11 protein-coding genes and 1 pseudogene are annotated in these 13,994 nt (G+C 71.6%); 4 read left to right on the plus strand and 8 right to left on the minus strand.

Annotated features, from left to right (window positions below; genetic code table 11):
- Positions 1 to 13 precede the first annotated feature (13 nt).
- The 6 genes from AB0M93_RS32820 to AB0M93_RS32845 form a co-directional block, all read right to left on the minus strand.
- Positions 14 to 856 (minus strand): DUF559 domain-containing protein, encoded by an 843-nt coding sequence (locus tag AB0M93_RS32820; RefSeq protein ID WP_364281042.1) that lies wholly within the window; start codon positions 854 to 856, stop codon positions 14 to 16.
- A 221-nt stretch (positions 857 to 1,077) separates the two neighbouring features.
- Positions 1,078 to 2,379: an amidohydrolase gene (locus AB0M93_RS32825; RefSeq protein WP_364280679.1), complete on the minus strand. Its 1,302-nt coding sequence runs from the start codon at positions 2,377 to 2,379 to the stop codon at positions 1,078 to 1,080.
- Between the two features lie 197 nt (positions 2,380 to 2,576).
- Complete coding sequence (locus AB0M93_RS32830; RefSeq protein WP_364280682.1) at positions 2,577 to 2,885, minus strand: hypothetical protein; 309 nt, start codon at positions 2,883 to 2,885, stop codon at positions 2,577 to 2,579.
- Between the two features lie 49 nt (positions 2,886 to 2,934).
- Complete coding sequence (meaB, locus tag AB0M93_RS32835) at positions 2,935 to 3,918, minus strand: methylmalonyl Co-A mutase-associated GTPase MeaB (RefSeq protein ID WP_364280685.1); 984 nt, start codon at positions 3,916 to 3,918, stop codon at positions 2,935 to 2,937.
- A 3-nt stretch (positions 3,919 to 3,921) separates the two neighbouring features.
- Positions 3,922 to 6,090 (minus strand): methylmalonyl-CoA mutase, encoded by a 2,169-nt coding sequence (gene scpA, locus AB0M93_RS32840; protein WP_364280688.1) that lies wholly within the window; start codon positions 6,088 to 6,090, stop codon positions 3,922 to 3,924.
- A complete protein-coding gene (locus tag AB0M93_RS32845) occupies positions 6,087 to 7,922 on the minus strand; it encodes a methylmalonyl-CoA mutase family protein (protein WP_364280691.1) in 1,836 nt (611 codons plus the stop codon). Before AB0M93_RS32845 ends, scpA begins: the two co-directional genes overlap by 4 nt.
- Before the next feature lie 152 nt (positions 7,923 to 8,074).
- On the opposite strand from AB0M93_RS32845, the gene AB0M93_RS32850 reads away from it, so the two are divergent.
- Positions 8,075 to 9,802 carry a serine/threonine-protein kinase gene (locus AB0M93_RS32850; RefSeq protein WP_364281045.1) on the plus strand — a complete coding sequence of 576 codons (1,728 nt, stop codon included), beginning with the start codon at positions 8,075 to 8,077 and terminating at the stop codon, positions 9,800 to 9,802.
- On the opposite strand, the gene AB0M93_RS32855 is transcribed toward AB0M93_RS32850, so the two are convergent.
- On the minus strand, positions 9,786 to 10,427 hold the full coding sequence (locus AB0M93_RS32855) for a MerR family transcriptional regulator (protein ID WP_364280693.1): 642 nt from the start codon (positions 10,425 to 10,427) through the stop codon (positions 9,786 to 9,788). The two genes, AB0M93_RS32850 and AB0M93_RS32855, sit on opposite strands and share 17 nt — an antisense overlap.
- 115 nt (positions 10,428 to 10,542) lie before the next feature.
- Here AB0M93_RS32855 and AB0M93_RS32860 point away from each other — a divergent pair, with 115 nt between their 5' ends.
- The 3 genes and pseudogenes from AB0M93_RS32860 to AB0M93_RS32870 all read left to right on the plus strand — a co-directional run bounded on the left by AB0M93_RS32860 (position 10,543) and on the right by AB0M93_RS32870 (position 12,694).
- Positions 10,543 to 11,502 carry a hypothetical protein gene (locus tag AB0M93_RS32860; protein ID WP_364280696.1) on the plus strand — a complete coding sequence of 320 codons (960 nt, stop codon included), beginning with the start codon at positions 10,543 to 10,545 and terminating at the stop codon, positions 11,500 to 11,502.
- Positions 11,499 to 11,918 (plus strand): annotated as a pseudogene (locus tag AB0M93_RS32865) (ABA4-like family protein). The gene AB0M93_RS32860 and the pseudogene AB0M93_RS32865 overlap by 4 nt, the downstream one beginning before the upstream one ends.
- Positions 11,915 to 12,694, plus strand: coding sequence for a purine-nucleoside phosphorylase (locus tag AB0M93_RS32870; protein ID WP_364280699.1), 780 nt, complete (start codon positions 11,915 to 11,917; stop codon positions 12,692 to 12,694). Before AB0M93_RS32865 ends, AB0M93_RS32870 begins: the two are co-directional and overlap by 4 nt.
- Before the next feature lie 138 nt (positions 12,695 to 12,832).
- Here AB0M93_RS32870 and AB0M93_RS32875 read toward each other — a convergent pair whose 3' ends face one another.
- Positions 12,833 to 13,993 (minus strand): nucleotide disphospho-sugar-binding domain-containing protein, encoded by a 1,161-nt coding sequence (locus AB0M93_RS32875; protein WP_364280702.1) that lies wholly within the window; start codon positions 13,991 to 13,993, stop codon positions 12,833 to 12,835.
- Between the last annotated feature and the right edge of the window lies 1 nt (position 13,994).

Genomic DNA, 13,994 nt, shown 5'->3' on the forward strand with positions numbered 1-13,994 from the left:
GTCGACTCTCTGATCACGCAACCCGGCCGGATCGTCGGCTGAAGGCGCCCCGCAACTCGCTCAGCAGGCGGCTGGGATCGCGGAGGTCCGCTGCTTCAGCGCGGATAGTGATCCAGCCACGGGCGGCCATCCGCTCGTCGCGTTCGAGGTCGTACTCACGTCGTTCCTCGTGAGCGGCGTATCCGTCGTACTCGAGCGCGATCTGCCTGCTCGGCCACGCCATGTCGAACACGTAGAGCTTCCGGCCGTCGATGGTGGTGATCTGGTGCTGCGGCTCAGGCACCGGAAACCCGGCTTCGACGACGATCAACCGGAGCACGCTCTCGGGAGGGGACTCCGCCTTGCCCGTGGCGAGGTCGAGGAGCATCAACGCCCTGTGGATACCTCGCCGGTCACGGCGGTCGGTGAGCCGGGCACGAACGTGCTCGCGGAGCTTCCCGAGGTGATCCGCCGGCAGTCCTCGCATTGCCTCGTCAACCGCGGAGAAGGCACCTCGCTTGTCGCCATCGCAGAGGAAATCGGCCAGCGCCCGGTCGAGCACGAACATCGGCAGCCCATCGATTTCGACCACGTCTTCGTCGCAGAAGCCGCCTTGGTGCACGACCAAGCCGGCGCGCGATCGGATGCGCCGCGAGTAAGGAACCATCACGTGGATTTCTCGCTCGTCTGCTGCGGAAATGCCATGCAGCGCAAGAGAAGTGACGCCGGCCAAGGCAACGGGCGGTCCGACGGCAAGCAGAGCGGCTGCCGCCCTCGTCGGTAACTTCAGCAGATCCGTGGCGTGCACGACGACACCTCTCCACGGCTGCGAGAGCAGCCCTCGTTCGAGGCCTTCGAGGACTTTGCGCCGACCCAAGATCCGGTCAGCTTCGCCGCGCGAAAGCACTCCATGTCGCCTTGCCCAGTCGGTCACAAGATCGAGGATGAGACCCTTTTCGGGCCGACCGGAAGGGCCTCATCCTCGATCTGTGGACAACTACCTGCCTGTGGATAACTTGTGTACAACCCGCTCCGTGATGGAGTGGTCGACACGCGTGATCAGAGGGTCGACACGCGTGATTGGGGGGTCGACACGAGTTAGGCGAGGGAGGTTAGGGCTGTGTGGACCAGGGTGCGGACTCCGCAGAGGAGGGAACGCTCGTCGAGGACGAACGTCGGGCGGTGGATGTCCGATTGGGGGGCGGGCGGGCCGGGCCAGACGCCCAGGCGGGCGAAGGCTCCCTGGACGTGCTCCAGGTACCAGCCGAAGTCCTCGCCGCCCGAGGACTGCTCTGTCGCAGCCACCGCGCCCTCGCCCAATGCTGCCTCGACGCCGGCGCGCATCAGGGCCGTCGACTCCGGGTCCGAGACCACCGGCGGGACGCCCCGGCGGTAGTCCAGGTGGAAGCCGACGCCGGTGGGAGCCAGCAACGACTCCACCGAGGCCGCCACCAGCGGCTCCAGGGCCGTCCAGACCTCGTGGTCCGCCGTGCGCAGCGTGCCGCGCAGGACGCCGTCCTGGGGGACGGCGTTGGCCGCCTGGCCCGCGTGGACCGCTCCCCACACCAGGACCGTGCCGGACCGCGGGTCGACGCGGCGGGAGAGCACCGCGGGCAGCGAGGTGATCACCGTGCCCAGCGCGTGGACCAGGTCCGCCGTCAGGTGCGGGCGGGACGTGTGGCCGCCCGGGGACGTCAGGCGCAGCTCGATCAGGTCCGCCGCCGACGTCAGCGCGCCGACGCGCATGCCGACCGAGCCCACCTCGAGGCGCGGGTCGACGTGCAGGCCGTAGATGCGCTCGACGCCGTCCAGCGCGCCCGCCGCGATCATGTCCAGCGCGCCGCCGGGCATGACCTCCTCGGCCGGCTGGAAGATCAGGCGGACCCGGCCCGGCAGCTCCGGTGCGCCGGCCAGCGCGCGGGCCGCACCCAGCAGGATCGCCGTGTGGGCGTCGTGGCCGCACATGTGCGCCGCGCCCTCGGTCGTCGACGCGTACGGCAGGCCGGTCGCCTCCGTCAGCGGCAGCGCGTCCATGTCCGCGCGCAGCGCCACGCACCGCTCGCCGCGGCCGATGTCGCACACCACGCCGGTGCCGCCCGGCAGCACCCACGGCTTGAGCCCGACCGTCCGCAGCAGCGTGACGACCAGTTCCGTGGTCGCGAATTCGTGCCGGGACAGCTCGGGGTGCGCGTGGATGTGCCGGCGCCAGGCCAGCACATCGGTCGCGTTGGCCCGGAGCCAGTCGTCGAGCCAGAACGGGCCGCGGCCCGCACCAAGGTCCTCCACGGGAGCCATGCTTACGCCGGCGTCGGAAATCAGCGCTTCGGACCCCTCCATGGGGTTGATGATGCGCCCTTGGGGGTCGCCTGGAACGTCCGGCCGTGAATCCAACACCGTCACGCCGCACCTCCTCCCGCAACACGGGTAACCCGCGCAGCGGCTGGGGTCACGCGTCGTGCCGATCGATCTGTCGTACGCATTTGCAGACGATCGTGCACCATGCAGGCGGCAAGCCGCGCCTCGAAAACGGCCGTCCTAGACGGCCGGTACCGGATCTGCGTTGAACGGCGTGCACCACTTCGGCAAAGCCGAAAACCTCAGGACCCCTTGGCCCGCTTCGAACGGATCTTGCGCCCCCAGATCACGATGCCGAGCAGGACCACCGCGATCAGCGCCGCGATCAGCTTGTTCCTGGTCTTTTCGGTGTTCGCCTTGTCCGTCTGGGCCGGGTCGAGCACCGGGCCGGGCGGCTGGGTCTGCACCGGGACCAGCGCGACGGACGCGTGCGAAACGGTCACCGAGACGCCGGCCGGCCGCACCGGCCCGGCCAGCGCCTGTGCCGGCGACGCGGTGAACAGCACCGCGCCCAGCAGCCCGACCAGGACCAGACCCCGCAGTTTCGCCATGTCATCCTTTCGCCACGACCAGGCATTCTGCCCACGGACCGCCCGCACGTCAGCCACCGAACGCGTCGAGGATCCGCTGTGCACCGAGGGTAGCCGTCAGTTCACCGTCCCGCACCGCCCGTTCGACGTCCGGAACGACCGTTCGCACGTCCGGATGCACCGCCAGCCGACCGAGCAGCTGCTCGCGCACCATCGCCCACGTCCAGTCGACCTGCTGCTGCCGCCGGCGGGCGTCGAGCTCCCCGGACGCCGTGAGCGTGTCGCGGTGCTGCTCGATCGCGCCCCAGACCTCGTCGAGCCGCAGGTTGTGCAGGCCGCTGCAGGTCAGCACCGGTGGCGTCCACGACGCTTCGGGCCCGTAGATCATCCGCAGCGCGCCCGCCAGCTCCCGCGCCGCCCGCTTGGCGTCCCGCTCGTGGTCGCCGTCGGCCTTGTTGACGGCGATGACGTCGGCGAGCTCCAGCACGCCCTTCTTGATGCCCTGGAGCTGGTCACCGGTGCGGGCGAGGGTCAGGAACAGGAAGCAGTCGACCATGTTCGCCACGGTCACCTCGGACTGCCCGACGCCGACCGTCTCGACCAGCACGACGTCGTAGCCGGCCGCCTCCATCAGCACGATCGTCTCGCGGGTGGCGCGCGCGACCCCGCCCAGCGTCCCGGACGTCGGCGACGGCCGGATGAACGCCCGCGGGTCCACCGCGAGCCGGGCCATCCGGGTCTTGTCGCCGAGGATCGAGCCGCCGGTCCGCGTCGACGACGGGTCCACCGCCAGCACGGCGACGCGATGGCCGGCCGCGGTCAGGTCCGTGCCCAGCTGGTCGATGAATGTCGACTTGCCGACACCGGGGACGCCGGTGATGCCGACGCGCCGGGCGCCGCCGGCCGCGGGCAGCAGTTCGACCAGCAGTTCCTGCGCCAGCGCCCGGTGGTCTTCCCGCTGCGACTCGACCAGCGTGATCGCCTTCGACAGCGTCCCGCGGTCGCCCGCCAGGACCCCCTTGGCGTAGGCGGTGACGTCGATCTTGCGCGGCAAGGGTCAGGACTCCTGCGCCGACAGCTGGCCGAGCAGGTCGATGGCCGCGTCCGCGAGCACCGTGCCGGGCCCGAAGATCGCCGCCGCCCCGGCCTCGCGCAGCGCCGGGTAGTCCTGCGGCGGGATGACGCCGCCGACGACGACCATGATGTCCTCGCGGCCCAGCTCGGCGAGCTCGTGGCGCAGCGCGGGCACCAGCGAGAGGTGCCCGGCGGCCAGCGACGAGACGCCGACGACGTGCACGTCCGCCTCGATCGCCTGCCGCGCCACCTCGGCCGGGGTGGAGAACAGCGGGCCGACGTCGACGTCGAAGCCGAGGTCGGCGAAGCCGGTGGCGATCACCTTCTGGCCGCGGTCGTGGCCGTCCTGGCCCATCTTCGCGACGAGGATCCGGGGACGGCGTCCCTCCTCCGCGGCGAACTCTTCGACCAGCTGACGGGCCTTCTCGACGTTCTGCGTCTTCCCCACCTCCTCGCGGTACACCCCCGAGATGGTCCGGATCTGGCCGGAGTGCCGGCCCCAGATCTTCTCGAGCGCGTCGGAGATCTCGCCGACGGTCGCCTTCGCGCGGGCCGCGTCGATGGCCAGTTCCAGGAGGTTGCCGCCGTTGCCGGCGCCTTCGGTGAGCCGCCGCAGCGCGTCTTCCGTCGCCGACGAGTCGCGTTCGGACCGCAGCCGCCGCAGCTTCTCCAGCTGCTGGGCGCGGACGCCGGCGTTGTCGACCTTCAGGACATCGATGTCTTCGTCGTCGGTGACCTGGTACTTGTTCACGCCGATGACGGGCTGGCGGCCGGAGTCGATCCGCGCCTGGGTGCGCGCGGCGGCCTCCTCGATGCGCAGCTTGGGGATGCCCGCGTCGATCGCCTTGGCCATGCCGCCGGCCTGCTCGACCTCGCTGATGTGGCCCCACGCCTTGCGTGCGAGGTCGTAGGTCAGCTTCTCCACGAAGGCGCTGCCGCCCCACGGGTCGATCACGCGCGTGGTGCCGGACTCCTGCTGCAGCAGCAGCTGCGTGTTGCGGGCGATCCGCGCGGAGAAGTCCGTCGGCAGCGCGAGGGCCTCGTCGAGGGCGTTCGTGTGCAGCGACTGCGTGTGCCCCTGGGTCGCGGCCATCGCCTCGACGCAGGTCCGGACGACGTTGTTGTAGACGTCCTGGGCGGTCAGCGACCAGCCCGACGTCTGGGAGTGCGTACGCAGCGACAGCGACTTCGAGGACGAAGGGTTGAAGCCCTTCACGAGCTTCGCCCACAGCAGGCGCGCCGCGCGCAGCTTCGCGACCTCCATGAAGAAGTTCATGCCGATCGCCCAGAAGAACGACAGCCGCGGCGCGAACTTGTCGACGCTGAGCCCCGCGTCGACACCCGAGCGGATGTACTCGACGCCGTCGGCGAGGGTGTAGGCCAGCTCCAGGTCGGCCGTCGCGCCGGCTTCCTGCATGTGGTAGCCGGAGATGGAGATCGAGTTGTACTTCGGCATGTGCTGCGAAGTGAAGGAGAAGATGTCGGAGATGATCCGCATCGACGGCTGCGGCGGGTAGATGTAGGTGTTGCGGACCATGAACTCCTTGAGGATGTCGTTCTGGATGGTCCCCGCGAGCTGCTCCGGCTTCACCCCCTGCTCCTCGGCCGCGACCACGTACAGAGCGAGCACGGGCAGCACGGCGCCGTTCATCGTCATGGACACCGACATCTTGTCCAGCGGGATGCCGTCGAAGAGCTGGCGCATGTCGTAGATCGAGTCGATCGCGACACCCGCCATGCCGACGTCACCCGACACGCGCGGGTGGTCGGAGTCGTAGCCGCGGTGGGTGGCCAGGTCGAAGGCGACCGAGAGGCCCTTCTGTCCGGCGGCGAGGTTGCGCCGGTAGAAGGCGTTGGACTCCTCGGCGGTGGAGAACCCGGCGTACTGGCGGATGGTCCACGGCTGGTTGACGTACATCGTCGGGTACGGCCCGCGCAGGAAGGGCGCGATGCCGGGGTACGTGCTCAGGAAGTCCACATCGGACAGGTCGGCGGCCGTGTAGACGGGCTTGACGCCGATGCCCTCGGGCGTCTCCCAGGCCAGGGCGTCCGGGCCCTTGCCGGTGGCGTCCTCCACCGCGCGCGCCCACGCGTCGCGGTCGCCCGGCGACGGCGTGCCGAGGTCGAGCCCGGCGAAGTTCGGGATGGTCATCGCGCAACTCCCAGCTTGGCGTGCAGGCCGTTGAGGACTTCCAGGGCGTCGCAACCGGCGAAGACGTTGGCGTCCACGCCGTCGTAGGAGCCCTTCCCCGCCAGTAGGACGTACTCGGCGCCCAGCGACGCGGCGACGTCGGCCGCCTGCGCCGCGTAGGCGTCGTCGGTGCCGCAGATGCAGGCGATGCGAGCGCCGGACGCGCGGAACGCTCCGGGCAGGTCGTCGGTCGCGCCCGGGTTGACGGCTTCGATCCCGCCGGCCTGGAACAGGTTGGCGGCGAAGCCGGCGCGGGCGGTGTGCGCGGCGACCGGGCCGAGCGTCGCGAGGAAGATCTTCGGCCGCGAGCCGTGCTCAGCGAGGTACGCGTCCGATGCATCGCGAAGCGCCTCGAAGCCTTCGGCGTACCGGTGGCGCGGCAACCCACCGTCCACAGGGGACTCAAGTGGTGCCCGGACCACCGGCTTTTCGGCCAGGTTCGGGAACTCGCTGACGCCGGTGAGCGGGTCACGCCGGGTCGCGATCCGCTGGGACCGCTTCTCCCACGTCGAAGCCAGCCGCCCGGCCAGTGCGCCGGACGCGAGCTCGGCGACCAGGCCACCCGCGCCCTCGATGGCGGTGAACTCGGCCCAGGCGGCGTGCGCGAGGTCGTCGGTGAGCTTCTCGACGTACCAGGAGCCGCCCGCCGGGTCGGCCACGCCGGCCAGCTTGGACTCCTCCAGCAGCACGGCGTGGGTGTTGCGGGCGATCCGCGCGGAGAACGCATCGGGACGGCCGATCGCCGCGTCGAACGGCAGCACGGTGACCGCGTCCGCGCCGCCGACGCCCGCGCCGAAGCAGGCGACGGTCGTGCGCAGCATGTTCACCCACGGATCGCGCCTGGTCAGCATGGCCGGCGACGTCACGGCGTGCTGGCGCATCGGCGAGGTGAACCCGCAGACCTCGGCGACGCGCGCCCACAGGCGCCGGGCCGCGCGCAGCTTCGCGATGGTGGAGAACTGGTCGGCGGTCGCGGCGAGCCGGAACTCCAGCTGGCCGGCCGCCGCCTCGACGTCGAGCCCCGCGTCCGTCAACGAACGCAGGTACGTGACGCCGGCGGCGACGAGCGCGCCCAGCTCCTGCGCGTCCGACCCGCCTGCTTCGTGGAACGGCAGGCCGTCGGCGACGATCGTCCGCACTTTCGGGTACTTCCCGGCGACACGCGCGGCGAGCGCGGCGGCCGGTTCGAGCGCCACGGCGGAGCCGGCGCGGGCCGCCAGCCCGATCGGGTCGGCGCCCAGCACGGCGGTGGCTTCGCTCGCCGGGATCTCGCGCTCGGCGAACAGCGCCAGCAGTTCCGAAGCAGCGGTCTCGTACTGGTCACCGGCGTCGAGGACCACGGGCGCCAGGTCGAGGTACACCTCGTTCAGCGCGTCGCCCAGCGACGCGGGCGGCACCGACAGCCAGATCGACGTCACGCCGCCTTCGAGGTCGGCGAGGATCGCCTTGTTGACCGCGCGGGCGTCGTCGCCGGTGAACCGGGCCCGGACGTCCCAGCCGGTGCCGACCCGGCCGTCCGGCCGGGCACCGCGCACGTACGGCGGCAGCCCGGGGAAGCCGATGTCACCGGGGACGTCCTCGGCCGTGTACAGCGGCTGGATCTCGATCCCGTCGTAGGTTCGGGTGACGAGCTTGCTCTCCGGGGCGCCCGCGAAGTCCTCCGGCAGCTTCCCGCTCTTGCGCAGCACGCCCGCGACCAGCTCCTGCCACTGTCCGCGCGTCGCCTGGGGGAACTCGGCCGCGAGGTCGAGCTCGGAGATCGGCACTGACTCCGGACCGGCCACATCAGTCATAACCTGTGATGGTAGAGGCACTCGCCGGCTCCGACCTGTGAGTCTGGTCGCGCTAGGGGGCGGGCCGCGGCCAGGTTAGGGGCCAGCCTGCAGAGACTGTCGGTCCCGTACGCCACAATTGGCGGGTGCCCCCCTCCAGCGAAGAGACACGAGTGGTCGCCGGTCGCTACCGGCTGCGTTCGGTGCTCGGCTCCGGGTCGATGGGCACCGTCTGGTCGGCCTACGACGAGTTCCTGCACCGGCAGGTGGCCGTCAAGGAGATGAAGGTGCCCCCGGGCATCCCGGCGTCGCAGGCGGACGAGCTGCGGGAGCGCACGCTGCGCGAGGCCCGCGCCATCGCCGTCCTCTCCCACCCCAACGTGATCATCCTGCACGACGTCGCCCGCGAGGACGACCAGCCGTTCGTGGTGATGGAGCTGCTGCCCTCGCGCAGCCTGGCGCACATCCTGCGCGACCACGGGCCGCTGACCGTCGGGCAGGCCGCCGCGGTCGGCATCGCCGTGGCGTCCGCGCTGGAGGCCGCGCACGCCGCCGGCATCACCCACCGTGACGTCAAGCCGGGCAACGTCCTGGTGGCCAGCGACGGCCGGATCAAGCTGACCGACTTCGGCATCGCCCGCAACGTCTCCGAGGCGACCATGACCCGCACCGGGATCATGCTCGGCTCCCCCGCCTACATCGCTCCGGAGGTGGCCTCCGGCGGCCCGGTCACGCCGGCCGCGGACCTGTGGGGCCTCGGCGCGACGCTGTTCGCCGCCGTCGAGGGCGCGCCGCCGTACGACGCCGACGGCGACCCGCTGGAGACGGTCGGCAAGGTCGTCAACGGGAAGGTGCCGAAGCCGAAGGCCGGCCCGCTCGCCGACGTCATCAGCGCGCTGATGACGAAGGAGCCCGGCCGCCGGATCACGCTGCGGGACGTCCGGCACCGGCTGTACCCGCTGCAGACGAAGACGCCGCTCGACCTGTTCGGGCCCGAGCTGTTCCACACCCCGGACGGGAAGAAGACGTCCGCGCAGCCGGACGCGACCGACACGCAGGTGATCAAGACTGTCCTGCCCGACAAGACCAAGGCGGAGAAGAAGGCCGAGGGGTCGAGCAGCGAGCTCGCCACCGACCCCGGCCCGCTGCCGTTCCTGCGCCCGCCGGCCCCCGCCGCCCCGGCGCCGGCCACGGACCCGCCGACGGTGTTCGTGCCGCCGCCGCGGGTGAGCCGCCGCAGCGGCACGGCCACCGCGGTGCTTGTCGCGGTGGCGATCCTGCTCTTCCTGCTCGCCGCCGGCGGCGGGTTCGCGCTGGCCAGGACGGTCGGCGGCCAGTCGCTGCTGCCGCCGGCCGCCGCCCCGCGCAACACGTCGAACGGCCCGACCGACGTGCCGGCGCCGTCGCTGGTGCAACAGTCCGGCGACGCGAGCTACGCGACCGGCAACGGCGGACAGTTCGGGCTCGCCGTGCCGCAGGGGTGGCAGAAGTTCGTCGCCCCGCACACCACGAAGTTCGGGGCCAGCACGGCCGTCCAGTACATCTCGCCCGACGGGCGCCGGTCGCTGCGGGTGGAGCGGCTCGCGAAGTACTTCGCCCAGTTCCCCGACGTCGGCGAGTACATCGCGTGGCTGAAGCAGACCTACCAGGGCAACGCGTTCCAGCTCTTCGGGCCGTCGCCGCTGCCGGACGGCAAGGGCTCGACGCTGACCTACCGCCTGGCCGAGGGCGCCACGCTGCCCGAAACCGGCGGCGGCGGCACCCGCGTGACGTTCATGAACCTGGTCCAGGCGGGCACGAGCCTGTGGCTCCTGTCGGTCACCGTGCCGGTCGAGCAGGAGAACTCGGGCCGCCAGGACGTCTTCGACCCCGTCGCCCGCACCCTCAGCGTTTCGGACTAGCGCCGCCGAGAACCTCGCGGGACACCTGCTCCTGGGCGAGGTGGCGCAGCCCGGCGAAGATCCGGTCGCCGAGCACGGTGGCGACCACGCCCGCTTCGATGATCTTGTCCACCGACGTCAGGCCGGCCACCACGCCGACGTCGACTTCCGCGACGCGCGATGCCAGCCGGGCGTACTCGCCGAGCCGTTCGGTCAGCTTGTCCTGCCCGAGTTCCCTCGCCGTGGCCAGCGCGGCGACGAGGTTGTCCATCACCGCGCCCCCCGGTTCGTGCCACTTCCAGCCGTTCTCCCGGACGACGTCCTCGAGCAGCCCGGACGCGCACTCCGCCGCCTCGGCGGACACCTTCGGCGCGGGCCCGGCCAGCTCCTCCTGGACAACGCCCATCGTCCGGTGCGGGGTCTCGTCGCCGTCGATCGCGTTCAGCACGACGCCGACCGAGGCCAGCGGCAGGCCGCCGACGTCGGTGAGCGCCTTGATCAGCCGCAGCCGCTGGACGTGCGCCGGGGAGTACCGCGCCTGGTTCGGGCTGGTGCGCTCGCCGGGCGGGAGCAGGCCCTCGCGCAGGTAGTACTTGACGGTCGCGACCGGCACCCCCGACTGAGCGCTCAGTTCGGCCATCCGCATGCGCATCCGCTCCAAATCCCGGGGTCCGTCTCCGGGGCAACCCTGAAGACTTCTCAGTATGGATAGCTTAACTTCCCATAACGGAGAGCTTGACTATCCATTCTGGGAGGGAACCATGACCATCCTTGCCGATCTCCGGAGCAGAACGAACTCCTGGCACCGGCCGTCCGCGCTCGCGGCCGCCACGCTGGGAGTGGTGGCCCTGCTGGGGCTCGCCGCGCTCCTGGTCGACCAGCGAACCCTGGCGGGCGCGCCGATCTGGGCCAAGCCGGTCAAGTTCGCCGTGTCCGGCGCGCTCTACTTCGCCACCTGGAGCTGGCTCGTCTCGCTGCTGCCGCGGTTCCGGCGCACGGCGGCCCTGCTGACCAACCTCCTCGTCGTCATCTTCGCCGCCGAGTACGTTCTCCTCGTGTTCCAGGCGGCGCGTGGCCACGCCAGCCACTTCAACAACGCGACCCCGCAGGACGCCCTGATCTACAACGTCATGGGCAAGATGATCATGGGCCTGTGGGTGGCGACGCTGGCGCTGACCGTGCTGGTGATGTTCACGAAGGTGCCGGACCGGGCGAGCTTCTGGGCGGTGCGCGCCGGAGCCGTCCTGTCGCTGGTGGGAATCTCGCTGGGCATCCTGATGACGTCGCCGACCGCGCAGCAGCTCGCGCAGTGGAAGACCGGCTCCGCGCCGGCGATGGTCGGCGCGCACACGGTCGGGCTCGAGGACGGCGGTCCGGGCCTGCCCCTGCTCGGCTGGAGCACGGTGGCCGGCGACCTGCGGATCCCGCACTTCGTCGGGATGCACGCGCTGCAGGCGCTGCCGCTGCTCGCCATCGCGCTGGCGGCACTGGCCCGGCGGTTCCCGCGGCTGCGTGACGACGTCGTCCGCGCGCGGCTCGTCCTGCTCGGCGCGGCCGGGTACGCGGGGCTGACCGCGCTGGTCACCTGGCAGGCGCTGCGGGCGCAGTCGATCGTGCACCCGGACGCGACGACGCTGGGGGCGTTCGCGCTGCTCGCCGCGGCGGTCGCGCTGGGCGCGCTGGCCGTCGTCCGCGCGCCGGAGCGGACGGCGGTCCGATGACGCTGTTCACCTGGGCGTTCCCGCTGGCGGCACCGTTCTGGGCGCTGCTCATCCTGGCCCCGAACTGGCGGTGGACCGAACGGATCATGGCGTCGCCGTAGGTGCCGCTGCTGCCGCTGGTCTGCTACTTCGGGCTCGTGCTGCCGCACTTCGGCGAGTGGGGGCGGGCGATGCTGCGGCCCGACCTCGGCGTCCTGCAGACGCTGCTGGCCACGCCATGGGGCGCCGGGCTCGTCTGGGCCCACCTCATCGCGTTCGACCTGTTCATCGCGCGCTGGATGTACTTCGAAGGCCGGGCGCGCGGGATCTCGCCGTGGATCGTCAGCCCGATCCTGCTGCTGACGATCTTCCTGTCCCCGTTCGGGCTGGTGGTGTTCCTGGTGGTCCGGGCCGTGCGGATACGCTCCCTGGCATGAGTGAACAAGAGGCCGCGGCCGCCATTGCCAAGCGCACCGGCGTGGACGCGCACGACATCGCGGTGGTCCTCGGCTCGGGCTGGCGCCCGGCGGCGGACGTCATCGGGGAGTGCGAGACGGAGATCCCGTTCGCCGAGCTCCCCGGCTTCACCACCCCCGGCGCGGTGGGCCACGGCGGCACCATCCGCTCGCTGAAGGTCGGGGACAAGAACGTCCTGGTGATGCTGGGCCGGACGCACTTCTACGAGGGCAAGGGCATCGACCCGGTGGTGCACAACGTGCGCACCGCGGCGGCGGCCGGCGTCCGGTCGGTGCTGCTGACGAACGCGGCGGGCGGGCTGCGCGAGGGCTTCCGCGTCGGCCAGCCGGTGCTGATCTCCGACCACCTGAACCTGACCGCGCGCTCCCCGATCGTCGGCGCGAACTTCGTCGACCTGACGGACCTGTACTCGGCGCGGCTGCGGGACATCGCCCGCGAGATCGACCCGTCGCTCGAAGAGGGCGTCTACGCGGGCCTGGTGGGGCCGCACTTCGAGACGCCGGCGGAAATCCGGATGCTACGCACGCTCGGCGCGGACCTGGTCGGCATGTCGACGGTCCTGGAGGCGATCGCCGCCCGCGCGGCCGGCGTCGAGGTCTTCGGCCTGTCGCTGGTGACGAACCTGGCCGCGGGCATGACCGGCGAACCGCTGAACCACCAGGAAGTCCTGGAGGCGGGCCGCGCGGCCGCCACCCAGATGGGCTCCCTGCTGCGGGACCTCGTCACCCGCGCCTGACTTCGTGTCGTCCCCTCAATCACGCGTGTCGACCCTTCGATCACGCGTGTCGACAGTTCGCGCACCGGGTGGTGTGCAGAAAACGTCGACACGCGTGATCAGGAGGTCGACACGCGTGATCAGCGGGTCGACACGAGGTCAGGCGAGCTTCGGCAGGTCGGCGGCCACCTCGGCCGGGGACGGCATGGCCGCCACCTCGTCGGCGAGCTGGCGGGCCGCGTCGCGGACCGAGGCGTCCGTGAGCAGGTGACGGGCCTTGGTGGCGACGGCTTCGGCCGTGACCTCGGCGCCGAGGAGGCGGTCGCCGACGCCGGCCGCGACCACCGCGTCCGCGTTGGTGAACTGGTCCGCGCCCTGCGGCAGCAGCAGCTGGGGCAGGGCCGCGCCGAACGCGCCGAGGGTCGTGCCGCTGCCGCCGTGGTGGACCACCAGGTCGACGTGCGGGAGCAGCGCCGCTTGCGGGACCCACGCCTCGAGCCGGACGTTGCCCGGGACCTCGCCCAGCGCGTCGTCGGGCAGCGACGGGCCGGTGGCGACCAGGACGTCGACGTCCAACCCGGACAGACCGGCGATCGCCTCGGTGAGCACGCCGGCGTGCCCCATCGCCGTGCCCAGCGTCAGGTAGACCAGCGGACGCCGCTTGTCCAGCACGCCCGGCGGCAGCTCGCCCGGCTCGCTCCAGCCGACCGGGCGCAGCGGCACCCGGCGGGTGCGGGCCAGGAAACCCCGGTCCTGCACCGACTCCGGGCAGATGTCGATGAACGGGCCGCCGAAGGCCAGGTCGTCGCCGATCTCGATGCCCAGCTCGGCGCCGTGCGCGAGGATCGCGTCCCGGATCTTCGTGGTCATCGGGTCGCCGGTCGACACGCGGCCGAAACCGTGCGCCACCACCGGGAGCCCGGCCTTCATGGCGGCGAACGCCCCGCCCGAATTGCCCGCCTCGCTCACCACGAGGTCGGGCCGGACGTGCTCGAACAGCGGCAGCAGGTCGGCGAGGAACCGCTTCGGCATCAGCTCGCCGAACACCTTCGCGACGACCGGGTACAGCTCTTCGCGCGGGATGTCGCCGGGCGGACGCCGTGGGCCGGGCGGCCCCGATTCGGCGAACGCCTCGCCGAACGCGTCCTTGATCGCGAGCCCGGCCGCCGCCGTTTCGAGCCCGGCTTTCGTCAGCTGTGGCAGGAAGTCTTCCGAGGTGGCGAAGACTACGTCGTGGCCCGCCTCGCGCGCGGCGACCGCCAGCGGGACGAGCGGGAAGGTGTGGCCGAAGGACCCCAGAGAGGTGAAGAGTAAGCGCACC

Source organism: Amycolatopsis sp. NPDC051102, from assembly GCF_040682815.1.
In the GTDB taxonomy this organism is placed as follows: domain Bacteria; phylum Actinomycetota; class Actinomycetes; order Mycobacteriales; family Pseudonocardiaceae; genus Amycolatopsis.